The organism is Streptomyces sp. Z423-1, assembly GCF_013009255.1.
In the GTDB taxonomy this organism is placed as follows: Bacteria; Actinomycetota; Actinomycetes; order Streptomycetales; family Streptomycetaceae; genus Streptomyces; species Streptomyces gossypiisoli.
On record NZ_CP053109.1, the window covers coordinates 5,808,853 to 5,831,882 of the forward strand.

The window sequence follows — 23,030 nt, forward strand, 5'->3', positions numbered from 1 at the left end:
TCGGACGACGGGACCCGGGTCCGGGGACTGTCCGAGGACCCTGGCAGCATCGGCTTCGCTGTGCCCGATATGCGGCTCCGCCGCGTGGCACGCCTCAATGGCAAGAAGAACACGGGAGTAACAACATGAACCGCAGTGAGCTGGTGGCCGCGCTGGCCGACCGCGCCGAGGTGACCCGCAAGGACGCCGACGCCGTGCTGGCCGCGTTCGCCGACGTCGTCGGCGAGATCGTCGCCAAGGGGGACGAGAAGGTCACCATCCCCGGCTTCCTGACCTTCGAGCGCACCCACCGTGCCGCTCGTACCGCGCGTAACCCGCAGACCGGCGACCCGATCCAGATCCCGGCCGGTTACAGCGTGAAGGTCTCCGCGGGCAGCAAGCTCAAGGAAGCGGCCAAGGGCAAGTAAGCGCTCCGCTGAGCGCCGTGCGCGCCCCTTGAGGGCGCTGCAGCAAACGCCGATGGGGCGGCCACCCGAGTTCGAGTGGCCGCCCCATCGGCGTTCGCGTTCGGCGTGTCAGCCGAGCGCCTTGCCCGGCAGTTCCACCTTCGCTCCCAGCTCCACCAGCTTGTCCAAGAAGTTCTCGTAACCCCGGTTGATCAGGTCGATGCCGTGGACCCGGGACGTGCCCTGGGCGGCCAGGGCGGCGATGAGGTACGAGAATCCGCCGCGCAGGTCCGGGATGACCAGGTCGGAGCCCTGGAGGCGGGTGGGGCCGCTCACGACCGCCGAGTGCAGGAAGTTGCGCTGGCCGAAGCGGCAGTTCGAGCCGCCGAGGCACTCGCGGTAGAGCTGGATGTGGGCGCCCATCTGGTTGAGCGCGGAAGTGAAGCCGAGGCGGGACTCGTAGACCGTCTCGTGGATGATGGACAGGCCCGTGGCCTGCGTGAGGGCGACGACCAGCGGCTGCTGCCAGTCCGTCTGGAAGCCCGGGTGGACGTCCGTCTCCAGGGCGATCGACTTCAACTGCCCGCCGGGGTGCCAGAAACGGATGCCCTCGTCGTCGATCTCGAAGGCACCGCCCACCTTCCGGTAGGTGTTGAGGAACGTCATCATGGACCGCTGCTGCGCGCCACGGACGTAGATGTTGCCCTCGGTCGCCAGCGCCGCGGACGCCCAGGAGGCGGCCTCCAGCCGGTCCGGGAGGGCGCGGTGGGCGTAGCCGCCGAGCGTGTCGACACCGGTGATGCGGATCGTGCGGTCGGTGTCCATCGCGATGATGGCGCCCATCTTCTGCAGTACGCAGATGAGGTCCTCGATCTCCGGCTCCACGGCCGCGTTCGAGAGTTCCGTCACGCCCTCGGCGAGTACCGCCGTCAGCAGCACCTGCTCGGTCGCGCCCACGGACGGGTACGGCAGCCGGATCTTCGTACCGCGCAGCCGCTGCGGCGCCTCCAGGTACTGCCCGTCCGCCCGCTTCTCGATCCGCGCGCCGAACTGCCGCAGCACGTCGAAGTGGAAGTCGATGGGCCGCCCGCCGATGTCACAGCCGCCGAGGCCCGGGATGAAGGCGTGGCCGAGACGGTGCAGGAGGGGGCCGCAGAAGAGGATCGGGATGCGGCTCGACCCCGCGTGGGCATCGATGTCGGCGACGTTCGCGCTCTCCACCCGCGTCGGGTCGAGCACCAGTTCGCCAGGCTCCTCGCCCGGACGCACCGACACGCCGTGCAGCTGGAGCAGACCGCGGACCACGCGGACGTCACGGATGTCCGGGACGTTGCGCAGCCGGCTCGGCGCGCTGCCGAGCAGGGCGGCGACCATGGCCTTCGGCACGAGGTTCTTCGCACCGCGGACACGGATCTCGCCCTCCAGCGGGGTTCCGCCGTGGACAAGCAGGACATCGTCGTTGACGGTCATGTATCTCGCGTTCCGATGAGTTGGGCAAGGGCCGGAGAGACAGAGTAATGGCCGCCGACCCCCCTGAAGTAAGCCCAAGGACCGCCCAGCTCTGTCATAGCTCTGTCACAACACGAACCGTTCTGTATCGGGCACATGGGGTCACTGGAGCGGCCGGACGGCGCCCGTGCGCCGGGGACGCTTCCGTGTGCCCTGAGCTGCGTTCACTCCCGTCCCCGGATTGGCTCCCCACATGACGGGAAGATGCGGGATCATGTCTGGCATGACCGAGGTGTCCTCGCTCACAGGGCGGCTGCTCGTGGCCACCCCCGCCCTGGCGGACCCGAACTTCGACCGCGCGGTGGTGCTCCTCCTCGACCACGACGAGGAGGGCTCGCTGGGTGTCGTCCTCAACCGTCCGACGCCGGTGGACGTCGGCGACATCCTGGAGGGCTGGGCGGACCTGGCCGGCGAACCCGGCGTGGTCTTCCAGGGCGGACCGGTCTCGCTGGACTCCGCTCTCGGCGTCGCGGTCATTCCCGGCGGCGCGTCCGGCGACGTGGCCCCGCTCGGCTGGCGGCGGGTGCACGGCGCGATCGGCCTGGTCGACCTGGAGGCCCCGCCGGAGCTGCTGGCCTCCGTCCTCGGCTCGCTGAGGATCTTCGCCGGGTACGCCGGCTGGGGCCCCGGCCAGCTGGAGGACGAACTGGTCGAGGGCGCCTGGTACGTCGTGGAGTCCGAGCCCGGCGACGTCTACTCGCCGTTCCCCGAACGGCTCTGGCGCGAGGTGCTGCGCCGGCAGCGCAACGAGCTGGCGATGGTGGCCACGTACCCCGACGACCCCTCGCTCAACTGACGCCCGCCCGTCTCTCAACCGTTGTCTGTGAGCTTCAGTACCCTTGGCCGTATGAGCACTCTCGAGCCCGAGCGCGGGACTGGTACGGGGACACTCGTAGAGCCCACGCCGCAGACTTCCCACGGCGACGGTGACCACGAGCGCTTCGCCCACTACGTCCAGAAGGACAAGATCATGGCGAGCGCTTTCGACGGTACGCCCGTCGTGGCGCTGTGCGGCAAGGTCTGGGTGCCGGGCCGCGATCCGAAGAAGTACCCCGTGTGTCCCATGTGCAAGGAGATCTACGACTCCATGGGCGCCGGCGGTGACGACAAGGGCAAGGGCGGCGACAAGTAACCGTCTGATCCTTTCTTGACAGTTGTCCGGGAGGCCCCCGGGATGCGCTTCGGCGTGCCCCGGGGGCCTCTTCGTCATGTCGCTCCTCATGTCACGAAGTGGTTGAGACCTCTTGTGGACATGTTCATGTAGTCCATAGCCTCCGGCTTGTTGTTGTGCAGAGCGAAACCGTCATTGCACATGTTGCAACGATATGTTGCGACGACTTCGGAGGCACTCCATGAAGCTGTCCGTCCGACTGGCCGCCGTCGCGGCCGTCCTGGTCACCGCCGCCTGCGCCCCGCAGACGTCCGGCAACTCCACCTCCGGCAAGGACGAGCAGACCGGCACCCTGCGGGTCTGGCTGTTCCAGGAGGTCAACAACAAGCCCAAGGAGCAGGTCGTCCAGTCCGTGGTCGACGGCTTCGAGAAGGCGCACGAGGGCACCGAGGTCACCGTCGAGTACATCCCGGTCGAGACCCGCGCCCAGCGCATCAAGGCCGCCTTCAACGACCCCGCCAGCGCGCCCGACGTCATCGAGTACGGCAACACCGACACCGCCGGCTATGTGAAGGACGGCGGCCTGGCGGACGTCACGAAGGACTTCACCTCCTGGAGCGAGGCCAAGGACACCGACCCGACCGCCAAGCAGTCGGTGACGGTGGACGGGAAGATCTACGGCGCCCCCTACTTCGTGGGCGTCCGCGCGCTGTACTACCGGACGGACGTCTTCGACGAACTCGGCCTCGACGTACCGAAGTCCCAGGCTGAACTGATCGAGACGGCGCAGCGGATCCGGGCCGCGAAGCCCGACCTGTACGGCCTGGCGGTGGGCGGTTCCTACACGTACGGGGCGATGCCGTTCATCTGGGCCAACGGCGGCGAACTCGCCACCGGCAAGGGCGGCTCGTACGCCTCCGCGATCGACAGCCCGGACGCCCGGAAGGGCATCACGGCGTACACCTCGCTCTTCGGCGACGACAACTGTCCCGCCGCCAAGTGCGCGGGGATGACCGGCAACGACACCATCACCGCGTTCGCCTCGGGCAAGGCGGGCATGGCCATCGGCGGCGACTTCAGCCATCAGGCCGTGGAGGCCGGGGCGGTGAAGGGCATGTACGCGGTGGTGCCGCTGCCGGGTGTGGAGCCGGGCTCGATCGCCCCGGCGTTCGCGGGCGGCAACAACATCGGCGTACTGAAGAGCACCTCGCACCGCACCCTCGCCGTCGACCTGATGAAGCGGCTGGCGTCCAAGCGGACGCAGGGTGAACTCTTCGACGCGATGGGCTTTCTGCCGACCTTCACGGACGTGCGGGGGCGGGTGGCGGAGCGGGAGCCGTTCGTGAAGCCGTTCGTTCAGACGCTGGCCGCGGGGACGAAGTTCGTGCCGGCCTCGCCGGCGTGGGCGCAGATCGACTCCTCGCTCGTGCTGCCGACGATGTTCCAGGAGATCGTCAGCGGTAAGAAGGGTGTGGCGGCGGCGGCCGGGGACGCGGCGCAGAAGATGGACGATGCGTTCGGCTCCGCCGGATGACGCGGAGCAAAGGCCTGCCCTGGCTGTACCTTGCCCCCGCGCTCGTCGTCATCGGTGGGCTGCTCGTCTACCCCGTCTACCAACTCGGCCTGATCTCCTTCCTGGAGTACACCCAGGCCCAGGTCAGCGGCGGTGAACCGACGTCGTTCCGGGGCTTCGGGAACTACGCCGAACTCTTCGGCGACGAGCGGTTCTGGCAGGTGCTGCTGGCCACCGTGCTGTTCGCGGCGGCCTGCGTGGTGGCGACGCTTGCCGTCGGCTGTGCTCTCGCCGTGCTGCTCACCCGCGTACGGGCCGTGCCGCGGCTCGCGTTGATGCTGGCCGCGCTGGGGGCGTGGGCGACCCCGGCGGTCACCGGCTCCACGGTCTGGCTGCTGCTGTTCGACCCGGACTTCGGCCCGGTCAACCGGATCCTCGGGCTCGGCGACTACTCGTGGACGTACGGTCGGTTCAGTGCCTTCTTCCTCGTCCTGCTCGAAGTGGTGTGGTGTTCCTTCCCGTTCGTGATGGTCACCGTCTACGCAGGGATCCGCGCCGTACCGACAGAGGTGCTGGAGGCCGCCGCGCTGGACGGCGCCTCGCAGTGGCGGATCTGGCGCTCGGTGCTGGCGCCGATGCTCCGCCCGATCCTGGTGATCGTCACCATCCAGTCGGTCATCTGGGACTTCAAGGTCTTCACGCAGATCTACGTCATGACCAACGGCGGCGGCATCGCGGGACAGAACCTCGTCCTGAACGTCTACGCCTACCAACAGGCGTTCGCGTCCTCGCAGTACAGCCTCGGCTCGGCGATCGGCGTCGTGATGCTGCTGATCCTGCTCGCGGTGACGCTCGTGTATCTGAGGTTGCTGCGCAGGCAGGGGGAGGAGCTGTGAATCTTTTCCAGGGCATCGTGCGTCGGCCGTGGCGCGCGGCCGCCGAGGCGGCGGCGCTGCTGATCGCGGCGGTGGTCGCCTTTCCGCTGTACTGGATGGTGCTGAGCGCCTTCAAACCGGCCGGGGAGATCGAGTCCACGACCCCTCGGCCGTGGACGCCGGCCCCCACTCTGGATTCCTTCCGGCGGGTCTTCGGACAGCAGGAATTCGGCCGGTACTTTGTCAACAGTCTTGTCGTCGCTTGCACCGTCGTGGTCGTCTCGGCACTGATCGCGTTTCTCGCGGCGACCGCCGTGACACGATTCCGGTTCCGCTTCCGGACCACCCTGCTGATCATGTTCCTGGTGGCCCAGATGGTGCCGGTGGAGGCACTGACGATCCCCCTGTTCTTCCTCATGCGGGACGTCGGCCAGCTGAACACGCTGGGCTCGCTGATCCTGCCGCACATCGCCTTCTCCCTGCCGTTCGCGATCTGGATGCTGCGAGGGTTCGTGAAAGCGGTGCCGGAGGCGCTGGAGGAGGCCGCGTACATCGACGGGGCGAGCCGGGCGCGATTCCTCTGGCAGATCCTTTTCCCGCTGGTCTTCCCGGGGCTGGTGGCCACGAGCGTGTTTTCCTTCATCTCCGCCTGGAACGACTTCCTGTTCGCCAAGTCCTTCATCATCAGCGACACTTCGCAGTCGACGCTGCCGATGGCTCTGCTGGTCTTCTACAAGCCGGAGGAGCCGGACTGGGGTGGCGTGATGGCGGCGTCCACGGTGATGACGATTCCGGTGCTGGTGTTCTTCGTACTGGTACAGCGACGGCTTGTCTCCGGCCTGGGCGGAGCGGTAAAGGACTGACGTGACCGAACTGATTCCGACGCCCCGCAGCGTCGTCACCGGTTCCGGCGAGGTGCGGCTGACGGCGCACTCCCAGCTCTACGCCGGCACCGCCACGGAGGGTGTCGGTCACTGGCTGCGCACCGTCCTCCGGCAGGCCACCGGCCTGCCGCTGCGCGAGGCACGTGAGCTCGACGACACCTACGGCGACGGTATCGGGCTCCAGCTCGACACCGGGCTCCGTCCTGAGGAGTACCGCCTCGTCAGCGACTCGGACGGCGTCCTGATCGAGGGCGGCAGCGCGGCCGGTGTCTTCTGGGGCGCCCAGACGCTGCGGCAGCTCCTCGGCCCCGACGCATACCGCAGGGCTCCGCTCAGCCGCGACCGCACCTGGGCCGTGCCGCACGTGGAGATCGAGGACGCCCCTCGATTCGGCTGGCGCGGCCTGATGCTCGACGTGGCCCGGCACTTCATGCCCAAGGACGGTGTGCTGCGCTACCTGGATCTGATGGCCGCGCACAAACTCAACGTCTTCCACTTCCACCTGACGGACGACCAGGGGTGGCGTCTGGAGATCGAGCGGTACCCGAGGCTGACCGAGGTCGGCTCCTGGCGGGCGCGCACCAAATTCGGCCACCGGGCCTCGCCGCTGTGGGAGGAGAAGCCGCACGGTGGCTACTACACCCACGACGACATCCGGGAGATCGTCGCCTACGCCGCCGAGCGGCATATCACCGTCGTCCCGGAAATCGACGTACCGGGACACTCGCAGGCCGCCATCGCCGCGTATCCGGAACTCGGGAACACCGACGTCATCGACACCACCTCCCTCGCGGTCTGGGACAACTGGGGGATCTCTCCGAACGTACTCGCCCCCACTGACAACGCCCTGCGCTTCTACGAAGGCGTGTTCGAGGAAGTCCTGGATCTGTTTCCCTCGGAGTTCATTCACGTCGGCGGCGACGAATGCCCGAAGGACCAGTGGCGGAAGTCGCCCACCGCGCAGGCGCGGATCAGGGAACTGGGGCTGGCCGACGAGGACGCGTTGCAGTCGTGGTTCATCGGCCACTTCGACACGTGGCTTTCCGCGCGCGGGCGTCGGCTGATCGGCTGGGACGAGATCCTGGAAGGCGGGCCCGCCGCCGGGGCGACGGTGTCCTCGTGGCGCGGATACGCGGGCGGAATCGCCGCCGCCCGGGCCGGTCATGACGTCGTGATGTGTCCCGAGCAGCAGGTGTACCTGGACCACCGTCAGGCCGACGGCGCGGACGAACCCGTACCGATCGGCTATGTGCGCACCCTGGAGGACGTCTACCGCTTCGAGCCCGTTCCACCGCAGCTCACCGAGGAACAGGCGGGGCATGTGCTGGGCACCCAGGCCAATGTGTGGACCGAGGTGATGGAGGACCAGTCGCGCGTGGACTACCAGGCCTTTCCGAGGCTCGCGGCCTTCGCCGAGGTCGCGTGGAGTGCCCTGCCCGCCCCGGCGGAACGGGACTTCGCCGGCTTCGAACGCCGGATGGCCGCCCACTACCGGCGACTTGACGCCCTGGGCGTCGCCTACCGGCCGCCCACGGGGCCGCGGCCCTGGCAGCGGCGCCCGGGCGTACTCGGCCGCCCGATCGACGGGCCGCCGCCGAACAGGTAGGCCGGGGAAGCGGGCGGGGCTCGAAAGCGCGCCGGTCTCGAACAGGCGGGAAAAAAAGCGGACAAGGGTCACCGAAGAGTGGCAATTCCGTCCGACCGGGGATGCGCGGTGATGTACGTACAAATCGGGCCATCTCCCTGATGAGGTGGGCGAATGCCTCCTAGCGGACCCCCGTCTTCGGGTCCTGCGAAGATGTGCCAGAGTTGCCACGTCCGCCCTGTCGGCACGTACCGTACGGCCACACAGGCGGGACCAAGTGGGCAGCGGGAAGGGGCAGCCGGTTTGACCACGCACGCACCGCAGGCGGCGCAGGCCGTCACCCTGCCCGCGACGCTGGACGAGGCCGTGGCGGCACTCACCGCCATGCCCGCCGCCGTGCCCGTGGCGGGCGGTACCGACCTGATGACCGCCGTCAACTCCGGTCAGCTCAGGCCCGCCGCACTGGTCGGCCTCGGCCGGATCAGCGAGATCCGCGGCTGGCAGTACCAGGACGGCCACGCCCTGCTCGGCGCCGGACTCACGCACGCGCGCATGGGCCGCCCCGACTTCGCGGCCCTGATCCCGGCGCTCGCCGCCGCCGCGCGCGCCGCGGGCCCGCCGCACATCCGCAACGCCGGCACCCTGGGCGGCAACATCGCCACCGCCGCCCCCACGGGCGACGCCCTGCCTGTACTGGCCGCCCTGGAGGCGACGCTGATCATCGCGGGCCCGGGCGGAGCCCGCCGGGAGATCCCGGTGTCGCACCTGCTGGCGGGCGTGGAGCTGCTGCGCGCCGGTGAGCTCATCGGGTACGTGCGCGTGCCGCTGCTGCACGCCCCGCAGGTCTTCCTGAAGGCGACCGGCCGCACCGGCCCCGGGCGGGCCGTCGCCTCCGTGGCGCTGGTCCTCGACCCCGCCCGGCGCGGGGTGCGGTGCGCCGTGGGTGCCATAGCGCCGATGCCGCTGCGGCCCCTGGAGGCCGAGCAGTGGGTCGCGCAGCTCATCGACTGGGACAACAACCGCGCGATCGTCCCCGAGGCGCTCACCGCGTTCGGCGAGTACGTCGCCGCGGCCTGCATCCCCGACGCGCCCCCGGCCGAGGACGGTTCGGTGCCACAGCTTCCGCCCGCCGTACTGCACCTGCGGCGCACCGTCGCCGCACTGGCCCGACGAGCACTGGGGAGGGCGCTGTCGTGACCGACGACCAGCACGGAGAGGGCACGCCCCAGGGCGGCGGACGCTGGGACCCGCTGCCCCAGGGCGACTACGACGACGGCGCCACCGCCTTCGTGAAACTCCCCGAGGGTGGCATCGACGCGCTCCTGGCCTCCGCCGACAGCCCGCTCGCCGCGCCCGGCCACGGCTATGTGCCACCGCCGATAACGGTCGCGCCCGCCGCCGGTACCGACCCCGCGGCCACCGGCGTCTGGGGCGTGCCCGCCGAGAGCGCGCAGTGGCCCGACCCGAACGCGATGCCCCAGGGTGGCGGTCAGGACCGGTTCACGTACGAACCCGGTGCCACCGGACAGTGGCACTTCGAGGAGCCCGCCCAGGCGGAGGCGACCCCGCCGCAGCCCGCCCCCGGTCATGACGTGACCGGGCAGTGGTCGATTCCCGTAGCGAACGGTGATCTTCCGGACGAGTCGGGTGAGTTCACGACGTCGGCGCTGGTGGAGCAGTGGGGCGGCACGCCTCCGGCCACGCTCCCCGGGGGCGCGCCCGCGCCCTGGGCGACCGAGGCGGCCGAGCCGTGGAGGCACGAGCAGGCGGCTGCCGAGCAGGGGCACACCGCCGGGCAGCAGCTGTACCCGCAGCAGCCCGCTCCCGCGGGCGGTGCGGCGACCGCGGGCGGTGCGGCGACCGAGGGGGCCAGGGAGACGCCGGGGGCCCAGGAGGGCGTAGAGGCGGCGGAGAGGCCCGCTGAGGCGCCGGGGGCCCCAGAGGGCGTAGAGGCCGCCGAGAGCCCGTCTGAGGGCCCTGCTGAGAGCCACGCCGAAGGGTCGGCGCAGCCCGGGGACGCGGACTCCCGGTCGGAGCCCGCCGAGGAGCCGGCGTCCGCCGGTCCCGAGAGCGAGCCGGACGCTCCGGCCGAGCCGTCCGCCACGGCCCCGCACGAGGACCACCCGCTCGCCTCCTTCGTGCTGCGCGTCAACGGCACCGACCGCCCCGTCACCGACGCGTGGATCGGCGAGTCGCTGCTGTACGTCCTGCGCGAGCGGCTCGGCCTCGCGGGCGCCAAGGACGGCTGCTCGCAGGGCGAGTGCGGGGCCTGCAACGTCCAGGTCGACGGGCGGCTCGTCGCCTCCTGCCTGGTGCCCGCGGTCACCGCGGCCGGCAGCGAGGTGCGCACCGTGGAGGGCCTGGCCGTCGACGGGCAGCCCTCGGACGTGCAGCGGGCGCTCGCCAAGTGCGGTGCCGTGCAGTGCGGTTTCTGCGTGCCCGGCATGGCGATGACCGTGCACGACCTGCTGGAGGGCAACCCGGCGCCGACCGAGCTGGAGACCCGCCAGGCGCTGTGCGGCAACCTGTGCCGCTGCTCGGGCTACCGGGCCGTCCTGGAGGCCGTCAAGGACGTCGTCGCCGAACGCGAGGCGCACGCCGCGCCCGACGCGCCCGAACAGGACGCCGACAAGCCGCGTATTCCTCACCAGGCGGGCCCCGGGGCCGGCGGCGTCAACCCGTCGGCGTTCGAGTCCCCCGGGACACCGCCCGGACCGCATGACCAGCCGTACGGACAGGGACAGGACGGAGGCCAGGCGTGAGCAACGAAGCCGCCACCGCGACCACCGCCGCGGAGGCCGTGCCCGCCGCGGAGCCGCTCCCGCACGGCCTCGGCGCCTCCCTGCCCGCCGCCGACTCCCGCGCGAAGACCGAGGGCAACTTCCCGTACGCCGCCGACCTGTGGGCCGAGGGCCTGCTCTGGGCGGCCGTACTGCGCTCACCGCACCCGCACGCGCGCATTGTGTCCATCGACACCTCCCACGCGCGCGAGATGCCCGGCGTACGGGCCGTCGTCACCCACGACGACGTGCCCGGCTCTCCGCTGCACGGACGCGGCAAGGCCGACCGCCCGGTGTTCGCCTCCGACGTCGTACGCCACCACGGCGAGCCCATCGCCGCCGTCGCCGCCGACCACCCGGACACCGCGCGGATGGCGGCGGCGGCCGTCATCGTCGAGTACGAGGTACTCGACCCGGTGACCGACCCGGAGCAGGCCTTCGAGGCCGAGCCGCTGCACCCGGACGGCAATCTGATCCGGCACATCCCGCTGCGGCACGGCGACCCGGACGCGGCCGGCGCGGTCGTCGTCGAGGGCCTGTACCGCATCGGCCGCCAGGACCCGGCCCCCATCGGTGCCGAGGCGGGCCTCGCGGTGCCGCGTCCGGACGGCGGCGTCGAGCTGTACCTGGCGTCCACCGACCCGCACGCCGACCGCGACCGGGCCGCCGCCTGCTTCGGCCTGGAACCCGAGCGCGTCAAGGTCGTCGTCACCGGCGTGCCCGGCGCCACCGCCGACCGTGAGGACCAGGGCTTCCAGCTGCCGCTCGGTCTGCTGGCGCTGAAGACCGGCTGCCCGGTGAAGCTGACGGCGACCCGCGAGGAGTCCTTCCTGGGCCACACGCACCGCCACCCCACGCTGCTGCGCTACCGCCACCACGCCGACGCCGAGGGCACGTTGGTGAAGGTCGAGGCACAGATCCTGCTGGACGCGGGCGCGTACGCGGACACCTCGGCGGAGGCGCTGGCCGCGGCGGTGGCGTTCGCCTGCGGCCCGTACGTCGTCCCGAACGCCTTCATCGAGGGCTGGGCCGTGCGCACCAACAACCCGCCCTCCGGCCATGTGCGCGGCGAGGGCGCGATGCAGGTCTGCGCCGCCTACGAGGCGCAGATGGACAAGCTGGCCAAGAAGCTCGGCATCGAACCGGCGGAAGTGCGCCTGCGCAACGTCATGGCCACCGGCGATGTGCTCCCGACCGGCCAGACGGTGACGTGCCCGGCGCCGGTCGCGGAACTCCTCCAGGCGGTACAGGACTTCCCGCTCCCCAAGCTCCCCAAGGACACGCCCGAGGACGAGTGGCTGCTGCCCGGTGGTCCCGAGGGCGCGGGCGAACCGGGCGCGGTGCGCAGGGGCGTCGGCTACGGCCTGGGCATGGTGCACATGCTCGGCGCCGAGGGCGCCGACGAGGTCTCCACGGCGACCGTGAAGGTCCAGGACGGCGTCGCGACGGTGCTGTGCGCGGCCGTGGAGACGGGCCAGGGTTTCACGACGCTGGCGCGCCAGATCGTCCAGGAGACGCTCGGCGTCGACGAGGTGCGTGTGGCGCCGGTGGACACCGACCAGCCCCCGGCGGGCGCGGGCTGCCGAGGCCGCCACACATGGGTGTCGGGCGGTGCGGTGGAGCGCGCGGCGAAGATGGTCCGCACCCAGCTGCTCCAGCCCCTGGCGCACAAGTTCGGCATGTCGACCGAGCTGCTGCAGATCACCGACGGCAAGATCACGTCCTACGACGGAGTCCTGTCGACGACGGTCACCGAGGCGTTGGACGGCAAGGAACTGTGGGCGACGGCCCAGTGCCGCCCGCACCCGACCGAGCCACTGGACGGCGCCGGACAGGGCGACGCCTTCGTCGGACTGGCCTTCTGCGCGATCCGGGCGGTGGTGGACGTCGACATCGAGATCGGCTCGGTACGGGTGGTGGAGCTGGCGGTCGCGCAGGACGTCGGCCGGGTGCTGAACCCGGCGCAGCTCGCGGCGCGTATCGAGGCCGGTGTCACGCAGGGTGTCGGTATCGCCCTCACGGAGAACCTGCGCACGCCGCGGGGCGTGATACGGCATCCCGACCTCACCGGCTACGCCCTGCCGACGGCGCTGGACGCGCCCGACATCCGGATCGTGAAGCTGGTCGAGGAGCGGGACGTGGTCGCGCCCTTCGGCGCCAAGGCGGTCAGCGCGGTGCCGGTCGTGGCGTCGCCGGCGGCGATCGCGTCGGCGGTGCGGGCGGCGACGGGACGACCGGTGAACCGGCTGCCGATCCGGCCTCAGGCGGCGGTGGTGACGGGGCAGTGAGGCTGCCGGTGACGGGACAGTGAGGCTGCCGGTGACGGGGCGGTGAGGCTGCCGGGGGGCCGGTGGTGCCCGAAGGCATTGAGGGCGCCCCGGCGTGTCTGCCGGGCGGCCCTCTCTCCTGAATTTCGCTGACTGTTTCCGCAGGTCGGAGCGATTGTCAGTGGTGGCACGTAGTGTTCTGGGCAGTGGGGACGGCCGCGCCGGGCACGGACGGCGGGCGTACTCCCTGGACAAGCATGCGCGGGGGAGCCATGAGCACGATCGACGCCGCTGCCGCGGTGATCACCCTGACCGAGGACCAACTCGACCCGTACGTCACACACGCGCCGACGCGCCGCTGGCTGACGGGTCCCGGACTGCCGGGCGACAGTGCCCTGTTGACGTTCGAGGAACTGCGCAGAGACGGCCTGCGGACGGTGGCGGACTCGACGGCCGACCCCGACCGCCTGCTGGCCCGGCTGCGCGAACAGCTGGTGATAGGCGGACTCCTGGCACCCGACGGCGTGGAGTCGGAGTCGGTGCTGCTCGACGGTGCGACCGGCGAGGTCTCGACGACGTACTTCTTTCACGACCGCCCCGACCTGATGGACAGCCGCCCGCTGGCGCCATCGCTGCGGACGCTGGTGCGGTTCGCCGCGGCGACGGAGGAACTGGCGGATCTGCGCGGCCAGTTCGCCGCCTACGTCGGCCGCTTCGGACCGAAGGCGGTGGCGGAGGCGGCCCGGCAGCTGCTGGCGGTGTTCGAGGAAGGGACGGGACCGGACGGTGAGATGCCGCCGTACTGGCGGATGGCGGCACTGATCCGCCCGCTCGCCCTGATGGCGGGCCCGGGCACGGAGTCCGGCCTCACTCTGGACCTCCCCCCGCGCCTGCTGGAGCAGGACTTCGGCCCCGGCCGGATCGCCCGCTTCGAGGACGTCGACTTCCCCACGACCCTCACCCACGAGCCGACCCGCCGCTTCCTGCGCGAGACGGGCCTGCCCGAGGACGGCTTCCTCTGCCACCTCGACACGGACGTCCCGCTCCCCACCCTGACCGAGTACTACACCGAGGAACGCCCGGGCGACTTCCCCACCGGCGAACTCCCCGACCGCGCCGACCACTTGATACGCCTCGGCCATCTCATCGAGGACAACAGCCTGGTCGTCGACGGCGCCACGGGCGAGGTCCTGAACTGGAGCGAACCCGAGGCGAGGCTGTACCCCCTCAACACGGACGTCTCCACCCTCACCTTCACCCTGTGGCTCCTGCACCGCGAGAAGACGATCGACGCGGCGACGGACCACGAGCTGACGACGGAGGCCTACGACCAACTGGCGGCGACGATGATCGACGTCCTGCGCAGGGTCGCCCCGACGGGCACGGTCGACCGCTCGGGCCGGCACTACTGGACGGAGCTGTTCCAGGACGAGGCGGGCGGAGTGCTCTGAGGCACACGGAGGGGGTTGGGTCTACGACCAAGGGCTGAGGCGAGCACCGTCTTCCGACAGGGGCCATATCGGGTTGTGCACCTTACGCTGGCCTACATGACTGCCCCGAACCGACGCGACACCGACGTCGCAGACGCCCTGACCGCCCTGCCGGAACCGGGCAGCGAGGGTGTGCTGAGGGGGTCGTACCGGGCGCTGAGCGTGGGCATCGTCTCGGTCGTGCTGCTGATCGCCTTCGAGGCGACGGCCGTGGGGACGGCGATGCCGGTGGCCGCTCGGGAGCTGGACGGGGTGTCGCAGTACGCGTTCGCGTTCTCCGGGTACTTCACGACGAGTCTGTTCGGGATGGTGCTCGCCGGGCAGTGGTCGGACCGGCGGGGCCCGCTCGGCGCGCTGACCACGGGCATCGCCGCCTTCGGCGCGGGGCTGCTGCTGTCCGGGACGGCCGGGGCGATGTGGCCGTTCATCCTCGGACGCGCGGTGCAGGGGCTCGGCGGCGGACTGGTCATCGTGGCGCTGTACGTCGTGGTCGGGCGGGCGTATCCGGAGCGGCTGCGGCCGGCGATCATGGCGGCGTTCGCGGCGAGTTGGGTGGTGCCGTCGGTGGTCGGGCCGCTCGCGGCGGGTGCGGTGACCGAGCAACTGGGCTGGCGCTGGGTGTTCCTCGGGATACCGGTGCTGGTGCTGCTGCCGCTGGCGCTCGCGCTGCCGCAGATCCGGACGCGCGCGTCCGGAGCGGTGACGGACGGGCACGGCCGGGGCTCCTTCGACCGACGGCGGATCCGCCTCGCGCTCGGCATCTCGTTCGGCGCGGGCCTGCTCCAGTACGCCGCCCAGGATCTGCGCTGGCTCTCCGTGCTGCCCGGCGTGGCAGGCGCCGCGCTGCTGGTCCCGGCGGTACTGGGACTTCTCCCGCGCGGCACCTACCGGGCGGCGCGCGGGCTGCCCTCGGTCGTGCTGCTGCGCGGTATCGCGGCGGGGGCCTTCATCGCCGCCGAGTCCTTCGTACCGCTGATGCTGGTCACCCAGCGGGGGCTGTCCCCGACGCTCGCCGGTTTCTCGCTGGCGGCGGGCGGGGCGACCTGGGCGCTGGGCTCGTGGGTGCAGTCGCGGCCGCGCCTGGAGCCGTACCGGGAACGCCTGATGACGCTGGGCATGCTGCTGGTCGCGGCGGCCATCGCCACCGCCCCGAGTGTCCTGCTCGACGCCGTCCCCGTGTGGATCGTGGCCGTCGCCTGGGGCTTCGGCTGCCTCGGCATGGGCCTGGTCATCTCCTCCACCAGCGTCCTGCTGCTCCAGCTCTCCGCCCCCGACCAGGCCGGTACCAACTCCGCCGCCCTCCAGATCTCCGACGGCCTGTCCAACGTCCTCCTCCTGGCCGCGGGCGGCGCCGCCTTCGCGGCCCTGGGCGGCGGCACGGTGGCCCACGCGGCGACCGAGGCCACGTCCTCCCATCCGGCCGCGTTCGCGGCGGTGTTCCTGCCGATGGCGGGGGTGGCCCTGGTGGGGGCCTGGGTGACGACGCGGCTGCGGGAGCGGTGACGAGAGGGGCGAGTTGTGACGTCGATCCCACCCACGGGCGACCCGGGGTAGTTCGCCCCTTGGCGGGAGGTGGCCGCCGGTAGGGTGGCCCGGTTGCCGTACCCAGCCGAGCCGCCCGACCCCCCCATCGGAGACCGTGACTACCACCGCCGCTTCCTCCTCGTCGTCCTCCCATCACCTGTCGCCCGCCTTCCCCGGCCGCGCCCCCTGGGGTACCGCCAGCAAGCTGCGTGCCTGGCAGCAGGGTGCGATGGAGAAGTACATCCAGGAGCAGCCGCGTGACTTCCTGGCGGTCGCCACGCCCGGCGCCGGCAAGACGACCTTCGCGCTGACGCTGGCGTCCTGGCTGCTGCACCACCACGTCGTGCAGCAGGTCACCGTGGTCGCGCCGACCGAGCATCTGAAGAAGCAGTGGGCGGAGGCCGCGGCCCGTATAGGGATCAAGCTCGACCCCGAGTACAGCGCCGGGCCGCTCGGCAAGGAGTACCACGGCGTCGCGGTGACGTACGCGGGCGTCGGCGTGCGGCCCATGCTGCACCGCAACCGTGTCGAGCAGCGCAAGACCCTCGTCATCCTCGACGAGATCCACCACGCCGGTGACTCCAAGTCATGGGGCGAGGCCTGTCTGGAGGCCTTCGAGCCCGCGACCCGGCGGCTGGCCCTGACGGGTACGCCCTTCCGGTCCGACACCAACCCCATCCCCTTCGTGACGTACGAGGAGGGGTCCGACGGCATCCGGCGGTCCGCCGCCGACTACACCTACGGCTACGGCTCCGCCCTCGCGGACGGTGTCGTGCGGCCCGTCATCTTCCTCTCCTACAGCGGCAACATGCGCTGGCGCACCAAGGCCGGTGACGAGATCGAGGCGCGGCTCGGCGAGCCGATGACCAAGGACGCGATCAGCCAGGCCTGGCGGACCGCGCTCGATCCGCGCGGTGACTGGATGCCGGCCGTGCTGCGCGCCGCCGACCAGCGGCTGACCGAGGTCAGGAAGGCGATCCCGGACGCCGGTGCCCTCGTCATCGCCTCCGACCAGGACTCGGCGCGGGCGTACGCCAAGCTCATCCGGGACATCACGGGCAACAAGGCGACTCTCGTGCTGTCCGACGACTCCGGCGCCTCCGACCGGATCGACGAGTTCAGCGGCAACACCGACCGGTGGATGGTCGCGGTGCGGATGGTGTCCGAGGGCGTCGACGTGCCCCGGCTCGCGGTCGGGGTGTACGCCACCACCATCTCCACGCCGCTCTTCTTCGCGCAGGCCGTCGGCCGCTTCGTACGGTCCCGGCGGCGCGGCGAGACCGCGTCCGTCTTCCTCCCCACCGTCCCCGACCTGCTCTCCTTCGCCAACGAGATGGAGCGCGAGCGCGACCACGTGCTCGACAAGCCGAAGAAGGACGGCGAGGAGGACCCGTACGCCGAGGAGGACAAGCTCCTCAAGGAGGCGGAGCAGCAGAAGGACGAGGACACCGGCGAGCAGGACATGCTGCCCTTCGAGGCCCTCGAATCCGACGCCGTCTTCGACCGGGTCATGTACAACGGCGCCGAGTTCGGGATGCAGGCCCACCCCGGCAGCGAGGAGGAGCAGGACTACCTCGGCATTCCCGGGCTGCTGGAACCCGACCAGGTGCAGATGTTGCTCCAGAAGCGGCAGGCGCGGCAGATCGCGCACAGCCGCAAGAAGCCGGACGCCGAGGCCGACCTGCTCGAACTGCCCGCCGAGCGGCGGCCGGTGGTCAGCCACAAGGAGCTGATGGAACTGCGGCGGCAGCTCAACACCATGGTCGGTGCGTACGTCCACCAGAGCGGCAAGCCGCACGGTGTCATCCACACCGAGCTGCGCCGGGTGTGCGGTGGCCCGCCGAGCGCGGAGGCCACGGCGGGGCAGCTGCGGCAGCGGATCGCCAAGGTGCAGGAGTGGGCGACCCGGATGCGGTGACGCCGGGCACTGTGCCTGTTTGATACGGCGTGCAGCGCCCCTTTCGGGGCGCTGCACGCCGTATATACCGGGACGAATTGGAGTACCCCGTACCGGTCCCTGACCGGATTCTGGACGGAGCCTTCCGCTCAGCGAACCCCCTTCGCTACTGTCCCGCTACGCACACGCCCCGTGGCAGCGCCGCCGCGGAGCGCAGCCGTGAAGCGACTGGGCCCGGACCACCGGCCGGGCCGTCAGCCGATCGGCAGCCTCTGAAGCGCGTCGCTGACGGGACTCGGTGACGCATCCGCCGGGGGCTGCCGACCTCACCACTTAAGGAGTGGGCGTCGTGACCGCGGAGACCTCTCAGACGCTCGACCGGGGACTCAGGGTCCTCAAGCTGCTGGCCGACACGGACCACGGGCTCACCGTCACCGAGCTGTCCACCAAGCTCGGCGTGAACCGGACCGTCGTATACCGCCTGCTCGCCACGCTGGAGCAGCATGCGCTGGTACGCCGGGATCTGGGCGGGCGCGCCCGGGTCGGGCTGGGTGTGCTGGGGCTCGGACGGCAGGTGCATCCGCTGGTACGGGAGGCCGCGCTGCCGGCGCTCAGGTCACTGGCCGAGGACATCGGGGCGACGGCGCATCTGACGCTGGTGGACGGGGCGGAGGCGCTGGCCGTCGCCGTGGTCGAGCCGACCTGGACGGACTACCACGTGGCCTACCGGGCCGGCTTCCGCCACCCCCTGGACCGGGGCGCCGCCGGCAAGGCGATCCTGGCGGCCCGCCAGCGTCCGGGCAACGACCCCGGCTACACCCTCACCCAGGGCGAACTGGAGGCCGGTGCGTGCGGCGCCGCCGCCCCGCTGGTCGGCGTGACCGGCGTCGAGGGCAGCGTGGGCGTGGTGATGCTGGCGGACGCGGTACCGGAACGGGTCGGCCCGAGGGTGGTGGACGCGGCCCGGGAGGTGGCGGAGGCGCTGCGCTGAGGGCAGGCGTGCTCCGGACCGGCGATGGTTCGAACACTCCCGCGCGTTAGATTGACCTCGTGCTCTCTCGTCTCACACGCCCCCAGGCCCTCGCCGTCTGCGCACTGCCCGTCGTCGGTCTGATCGCCACGGCCGTGTTCGCGCCGTTGCCGTTCTCGGTGGCGCAGCCGGGGATGACGGCGAACGTGCTCGGCGAGGACCAGGGCACGCCGGTGATCACGATCTCCGGTGCGCCGACCCGTGAGACCAGCGGGCAGCTGCGGATGACGACGATCGAGGCGACCAGCCCGGACACCCGCGTCTGGCTCGGCAAGGTGATCGACGCCTGGTGGCGTACCGACCAGGCGGTCATGCCCCGCGACGCGGTCTACCCGAGCGGTGACACCGTCAAGGAGATCGAGCGGCACAACGAGGCTCAGATGCGCCAGTCGCAGAACGCGGCGACCGAGGCCGCGCTCACCTATCTCGGTCTCGACGACAAGAACATCAAGGTCGACCTCGAACTCGCCGATGTCGGCGGCCCCAGCGCCGGCCTGCTTTTCTCCCTCGGCATCATCGACAAACTCGAGGGCGACGGCAGCGGCGGCGACCTCACCGGCGGCCGCACCATCGCCGGCACGGGCACCATCGAGGCCGACGGCACGGTCGGCGCGGTCGGCGGCGTTGCCCTGAAGACCCAGGCCGCCCACCGCGACGGCGCGACCGTCTTCCTGGTCCCGAGCGCCGAGTGCGCCGACGCCAAGTCGGAACTCCCCAAGGGCCTCCGCCTGATCCCGGTCAAGACCCTGAAGGGCGCCGTGCAGTCCCTGGTGACCCTGGAGAAGGGCACGGGCACGGTCCCGAGCTGCTAGTAGGAGGACTGGCGCGTAGGAGGAGTACCAGGGCGTAGGAGGAGTACTAGGGAGCGAGCGCCGGCCGTGGTGGGGTGGCGAGACGCAACCCCACCTCCACGAGGGTCCAGCCGAGCCGGGCGCGCAGTTCCCCGGGGCGCCTGGCCGCCGCGGCGAGACGGTGGGCGTCGGCCCGGGCCCGGAGGTCTGTGGCGCGGGCGTGGTGCAGGGCGAGTTGGACGGCGGGGTTCGTCATCGGGACCTCTCTCAGTCCGTGCTGATGGGGAAGGTGTGGGTGTGCACGCGGACCCGCTCGGCTCCGGGCGAGTCGTCCTCGTCCCGGTAGCTCTGGAGCAACTCGTGCATCGCGCCGATGAGTTCACGGGCCCGGTCGGGGGTGAGCCGTAGGGTCCAGTCGCTCATGTCGGTGGCCTGTGCCCACGCGGGCAACCAGTCCTCGCGGGTGCCCACCCAGGTGGCCAGTTCGCGGGCGTGTGTGGACGCGATCTCGTGCAGGAAGGTGTCGGCGGCTCCCCGGGTGGCAGGGTCCGCGTCGGCCAGCACGCTCGAGTCGAAGCTGATCCCCGAGTCGGCCGCCCGCCACCACCGTTCCCGTCCTTTGCCGCGCTCAGGCGCGTCCTCGACGAAGCCGTGCGCGGCGAGCTGCCGCAGGTGGTAGCTGGTGGCGCCGCTGGACTCGCCGAGCCGTTCGGCGAGCATCGACGCGGTGGCCGGTCCGTGCTGGCGCAGAGCGCGCAGCAACTGCATACGAAGGGGGTGGGCGAGGCCCCGAAGGGAGCGGGCGTCGAGGCTGCGGATCTCTGAGTGCCGGGGCTCGGTCATGCGTACAAAGATATGCTTGCAAAGACTTTTTTGCAACGGGTTCTTTGTAAGTCGTGGTCCGCGCGTAACGCGAGCAGTCGAGCAGTCCCTCACCCCTCCCGTACCAGCCAGTCCAGCGCCACCTGATGCGGGTCCTCGCCGTCCACGTCCACACACGCACCGCCTGCCACTGCTGCCGCGGGTCGGGGATGGGCGTGCTGTTGCCCATGTACGTGATCCAGGCCGTGCCCGTGTACTCGTACCCTGCGTCCGCCTCCCCGCTCTTGACCGCCTCGCGTGATCCCACCGACCCCTGGAGATCGCGCCCAGGATCAGCTGCTCGGTGAACTCCTTCGACGTGACCTATGTCCCCGCCTCCAGCCCCCGCGGCCGCAGCAGCAGCTCCGCCAGCGAGGCCAGCCAGTCCACCAGCAGGGCGAGGACGACGGTGAGGACGGAGCCCAGGATCAGCACGGGCATCCGCTGACTGGTGATACCGGTCGTGATCAGCGAACCCAGGCCGCCCCCACCGCCGAACGCGGCCAGTGTCGCCGTACCGACGTTCAGCACCAGGGCCGTACGGACGCCCGCGAGGATCAGCGGGACCGCCGGCGGCAGTTCCACCCGGGTCAGCACGCCCATCGGGGACATGCCCATGCCCCGGGCCGCCTCCAGCAGCGTCGGGTCGTTCGCCTTGAGACCGGCGATCGTGTTCGACAGCACCGGCAGGATGGCGTAGATGACGATGCCGGTCAGGGCCGACCTGCGGCCGATGCCCAGCCAGATCACCAGCAGCGCGAGCAGACCGATCGCCGGGGTCGCCCGGCCCAGGGTGGCGAAGGCCGTCGCCACCGGGGTGACCTTCCGGAACGGCCTGCGGGTGAGCAGGATGCCCAGCGGGATCGCGATGATCAGCACGAAGAAGGTCGAGATCACGGTCAGCTGGACGTGCTGCCGCAGCGCCTCGGACACCCGGCCGCCCGACAGCGCGTTCTGGGAGATCGTGTCCAGGTCGGCCTGCCGGAACCACAGCCAGGTCGCCAGCAGCACGGCCACCACGAAGGCCGGCAGGAAGGTCAGCTTCTGCCAGCCGATGCGGGGGCCGGTCCGGGCCGGCGGGGGAGGCGGCGGCTCCTGGTCGCCGGGCACCTCGCCCTCGTCCCGGAAGGCGTGCCCTCTGACATCGTGCTCCCCGGGCGGACGGTTCTTCTCCGAAGAGGGGGTCACGCCTTCGGCTCCCCTCCGTGCCCCTCCCGTTCGACGTGCGTCCGGGCGGACCTCGTCTCCTCCAGCTCGATGGTCGCGCCACGGGACTCAGACACGGATCCCCCTGGAAATGGTCAGCCGCCCGATCAGCACGTACGCGGCGTCGAACAGCAGGGCCAGGACGATGATCCCCAGCGTGCCCGCGAGCACCTGGTTCAGCGCGTTCTCGCTGCCCAGGGAGGCGATACCGCGGAAGATCAGGTTGCCCAGGCCGGGACCGGAGGCGTACGCGGCGATGGCCGCGATGCCCATCAGCATCTGCGTCGAGACCCGGATACCGGTCAGGATCGGCGGCCAGGCGAGCGGCAGCTCGATGCGCACCAGCCGCTTCAGCCGGGACATCCCGATGCCGGTGGCCGCGTCCACCAGCGTCGGATCGACGCCGCGCAGCCCCACGATCGAGTGACGGACGATCGGCAGCAGCCCGTACAGCAAGGTGACCACGGTCGGCGCCACACCGAGCCCCACGATCGGAATCAGCAGACCGATCATGGCCAGCGACGGAATGGTCAGGATGGTGGAGGTGACGAGCGTCGCGAGGTTCCCGGCCCAGTCGGAGCGGTAGGTGACCACGCCGATCAGCACACCGAGCGTGGTCGCCACGACCATGCACTGGAAGACGGCACCGGCGTGTTGGCAGGCGTCCGTGAGCAGCTGCTGGTGGCGATTGCCCAGGTACTCCCAGAAGTTCACACACCATCACCCCACGGCCTCGGTCACTCCCGTCCGTCGCCTGCTCATTGATCGCTCGCTCACTCCTGAAGTGCCGCCTGCTCCACCAGCGGGATGATCCGCAGCGGAACGGGGTTCTCCATCACGATCGCCGTTGCGGCCCGCACGATGCCATCAAAACCGACGACCCGGTCGATCACACGCTGAAGATCGGCGTTCGAGCGAGCCACCAGCCGGCACAGCATGTCCCCGCTGCCGGTCGTGGTGTGCAGCTCCAGCACCTCCGGCACGGTCGCCAAGTGGGCCCGTACGTCGGCCCCTTGCCCCTGCCGGATCTGCAGCGTGGCGAACGCGGTGACCGGATAGCCGAGGGCCGCCGGGTCGACCTGCGGGCCGAATCCACGGATGACTCCGTTCGACTGAAGCCGGTCCAGCCGGGCCTGCACGGTGCCCCGCGCGACCCCGAGCCGACGGGACATCTCCAGCACCCCGATCCGCGGCTCGCGCGCGAGCAGCACGATGATCCGCCCGTCCAGTTGATCGATCGCCACACCAGCCTCCCGGATGGTCATCCTGTACAGAGAGCCCGCCAATACGGCCGTACGACTGAACACATTGCCCAGTGAAA

21 protein-coding genes and 1 pseudogene are annotated in these 23,030 nt (G+C 71.0%); 15 read left to right on the plus strand and 7 right to left on the minus strand.

Annotated elements, in window-relative coordinates:
* The first annotated feature begins 125 nt into the window (after positions 1-125).
* Entirely contained in the window at positions 126-407 is a 282-nt protein-coding gene (locus tag HJD23_RS25980) for an HU family DNA-binding protein (RefSeq protein ID WP_171114143.1), read from the plus strand.
* 108 nt (positions 408-515) lie between these two features.
* On the opposite strand, the gene murA is transcribed toward HJD23_RS25980, so the two are convergent.
* Positions 516-1,856 carry a UDP-N-acetylglucosamine 1-carboxyvinyltransferase gene (murA, locus tag HJD23_RS25985; RefSeq protein ID WP_171114142.1) on the minus strand — a complete coding sequence of 447 codons (1,341 nt, stop codon included), beginning with the start codon at positions 1,854-1,856 and terminating at the stop codon, positions 516-518.
* Between the two features lie 262 nt (positions 1,857-2,118).
* On the opposite strand from murA, the gene HJD23_RS25990 reads away from it, so the two are divergent.
* The 14 genes from HJD23_RS25990 (at position 2,119) to HJD23_RS26055 (ending at position 19,663) form a co-directional block, all read left to right on the plus strand.
* Positions 2,119-2,691, plus strand: coding sequence for a YqgE/AlgH family protein (locus HJD23_RS25990; protein WP_171114141.1), 573 nt, complete (start codon positions 2,119-2,121; stop codon positions 2,689-2,691).
* A gap of 51 nt (positions 2,692-2,742) precedes the next feature.
* A complete protein-coding gene (locus HJD23_RS25995; protein WP_171114140.1) occupies positions 2,743-3,027 on the plus strand; it encodes a DUF3039 domain-containing protein in 285 nt (94 codons plus the stop codon).
* Between the two features lie 220 nt (positions 3,028-3,247).
* Positions 3,248-4,540 (plus strand): extracellular solute-binding protein, encoded by a 1,293-nt coding sequence (locus HJD23_RS26000; RefSeq protein WP_171114139.1) that lies wholly within the window; start codon positions 3,248-3,250, stop codon positions 4,538-4,540.
* Positions 4,537-5,415 (plus strand): sugar ABC transporter permease, encoded by an 879-nt coding sequence (locus HJD23_RS26005; protein ID WP_171114138.1) that lies wholly within the window; start codon positions 4,537-4,539, stop codon positions 5,413-5,415. The genes HJD23_RS26000 and HJD23_RS26005 overlap by 4 nt, the downstream gene beginning before the upstream one ends.
* Positions 5,412-6,257, plus strand: coding sequence for a carbohydrate ABC transporter permease (locus HJD23_RS26010; protein WP_171114137.1), 846 nt, complete (start codon positions 5,412-5,414; stop codon positions 6,255-6,257). Before HJD23_RS26005 ends, HJD23_RS26010 begins: the two co-directional genes overlap by 4 nt.
* Position 6,258: 1 nt before the next feature.
* Complete coding sequence (locus HJD23_RS26015) at positions 6,259-7,884, plus strand: beta-N-acetylhexosaminidase (RefSeq protein ID WP_171114136.1); 1,626 nt, start codon at positions 6,259-6,261, stop codon at positions 7,882-7,884.
* Between the two features lie 282 nt (positions 7,885-8,166).
* The gene (locus HJD23_RS26020; RefSeq protein WP_171114135.1) at positions 8,167-9,060 is read left to right on the plus strand and encodes an FAD binding domain-containing protein; all 894 of its coding nucleotides are present in this window, start codon (positions 8,167-8,169) and stop codon (positions 9,058-9,060) included.
* Positions 9,057-10,625, plus strand: a complete 1,569-nt coding sequence (locus tag HJD23_RS26025; RefSeq protein WP_171114134.1) for a 2Fe-2S iron-sulfur cluster-binding protein — start codon at positions 9,057-9,059, stop codon at positions 10,623-10,625. Before HJD23_RS26020 ends, HJD23_RS26025 begins: the two co-directional genes overlap by 4 nt.
* Complete coding sequence (locus HJD23_RS26030; protein ID WP_171114133.1) at positions 10,622-12,931, plus strand: molybdopterin cofactor-binding domain-containing protein; 2,310 nt, start codon at positions 10,622-10,624, stop codon at positions 12,929-12,931. The genes HJD23_RS26025 and HJD23_RS26030 overlap by 4 nt, the downstream gene beginning before the upstream one ends.
* Before the next feature lie 251 nt (positions 12,932-13,182).
* On the plus strand, positions 13,183-14,361 hold the full coding sequence (locus HJD23_RS26035; RefSeq protein WP_171114132.1) for an SUKH-4 family immunity protein: 1,179 nt from the start codon (positions 13,183-13,185) through the stop codon (positions 14,359-14,361).
* 96 nt (positions 14,362-14,457) lie between these two features.
* On the plus strand, positions 14,458-15,903 hold the full coding sequence (locus HJD23_RS26040; protein WP_171114131.1) for an MFS transporter: 1,446 nt from the start codon (positions 14,458-14,460) through the stop codon (positions 15,901-15,903).
* 136 nt (positions 15,904-16,039) lie between these two features.
* Positions 16,040-17,842 carry a DEAD/DEAH box helicase gene (locus HJD23_RS26045; protein ID WP_171114130.1) on the plus strand — a complete coding sequence of 601 codons (1,803 nt, stop codon included), beginning with the start codon at positions 16,040-16,042 and terminating at the stop codon, positions 17,840-17,842.
* Between the two features lie 328 nt (positions 17,843-18,170).
* Positions 18,171-18,812, plus strand: a complete 642-nt coding sequence (locus HJD23_RS26050) for a helix-turn-helix domain-containing protein (RefSeq protein WP_141314039.1) — start codon at positions 18,171-18,173, stop codon at positions 18,810-18,812.
* Between the two features lie 59 nt (positions 18,813-18,871).
* Complete coding sequence (locus tag HJD23_RS26055; protein ID WP_171114129.1) at positions 18,872-19,663, plus strand: S16 family serine protease; 792 nt, start codon at positions 18,872-18,874, stop codon at positions 19,661-19,663.
* Positions 19,664-19,709: 46 nt separating this feature from the next.
* Here HJD23_RS26055 and HJD23_RS26060 read toward each other — a convergent pair whose 3' ends face one another.
* The 6 genes and pseudogenes from HJD23_RS26060 to HJD23_RS26080 all read right to left on the minus strand — a co-directional run bounded on the left by HJD23_RS26060 (position 19,710) and on the right by HJD23_RS26080 (position 22,953).
* On the minus strand, positions 19,710-19,898 hold the full coding sequence (locus tag HJD23_RS26060) for a hypothetical protein (RefSeq protein WP_171114128.1): 189 nt from the start codon (positions 19,896-19,898) through the stop codon (positions 19,710-19,712).
* Positions 19,899-19,909: 11 nt separating this feature from the next.
* Positions 19,910-20,485 carry a helix-turn-helix domain-containing protein gene (locus HJD23_RS26065; protein WP_171114127.1) on the minus strand — a complete coding sequence of 192 codons (576 nt, stop codon included), beginning with the start codon at positions 20,483-20,485 and terminating at the stop codon, positions 19,910-19,912.
* Positions 20,486-20,639: 154 nt separating this feature from the next.
* Positions 20,640-20,827 (minus strand): annotated as a pseudogene (locus HJD23_RS44090) (glycine/betaine ABC transporter substrate-binding protein); the annotation flags it as partial.
* A complete protein-coding gene (locus HJD23_RS26070) occupies positions 20,828-21,691 on the minus strand; it encodes an ABC transporter permease (protein WP_171114126.1) in 864 nt (287 codons plus the stop codon).
* An 87-nt stretch (positions 21,692-21,778) separates the two neighbouring features.
* On the minus strand, positions 21,779-22,423 hold the full coding sequence (locus HJD23_RS26075) for an ABC transporter permease (RefSeq protein ID WP_171114125.1): 645 nt from the start codon (positions 22,421-22,423) through the stop codon (positions 21,779-21,781).
* 59 nt (positions 22,424-22,482) lie between these two features.
* Positions 22,483-22,953, minus strand: coding sequence for an Lrp/AsnC family transcriptional regulator (locus HJD23_RS26080; protein WP_171114124.1), 471 nt, complete (start codon positions 22,951-22,953; stop codon positions 22,483-22,485).
* Between the last annotated feature and the right edge of the window lie 77 nt (positions 22,954-23,030).

Coding starts and splice junctions, on each gene's coding strand:
- HJD23_RS26000 (WP_171114139.1), top strand. CDS start 3,248: ATGAAGCTGTCCGTCCGACTGGCCGCCGTCGCGGCCGTCCTGGTCACC.
- murA (WP_171114142.1), bottom strand. CDS start 1,856: ATGACCGTCAACGACGATGTCCTGCTTGTCCACGGCGGAACCCCGCTG.
- HJD23_RS25980 (WP_171114143.1), top strand. CDS start 126: ATGAACCGCAGTGAGCTGGTGGCCGCGCTGGCCGACCGCGCCGAGGTG.
- HJD23_RS26065 (WP_171114127.1), bottom strand. CDS start 20,485: ATGACCGAGCCCCGGCACTCAGAGATCCGCAGCCTCGACGCCCGCTCC.
- HJD23_RS26040 (WP_171114131.1), top strand. CDS start 14,458: ATGACTGCCCCGAACCGACGCGACACCGACGTCGCAGACGCCCTGACC.
- HJD23_RS26060 (WP_171114128.1), bottom strand. CDS start 19,898: ATGACGAACCCCGCCGTCCAACTCGCCCTGCACCACGCCCGCGCCACA.
- HJD23_RS26035 (WP_171114132.1), top strand. CDS start 13,183: ATGAGCACGATCGACGCCGCTGCCGCGGTGATCACCCTGACCGAGGAC.
- HJD23_RS25995 (WP_171114140.1), top strand. CDS start 2,743: ATGAGCACTCTCGAGCCCGAGCGCGGGACTGGTACGGGGACACTCGTA.
- HJD23_RS25990 (WP_171114141.1), top strand. CDS start 2,119: ATGACCGAGGTGTCCTCGCTCACAGGGCGGCTGCTCGTGGCCACCCCC.
- HJD23_RS26005 (WP_171114138.1), top strand. CDS start 4,537: ATGACGCGGAGCAAAGGCCTGCCCTGGCTGTACCTTGCCCCCGCGCTC.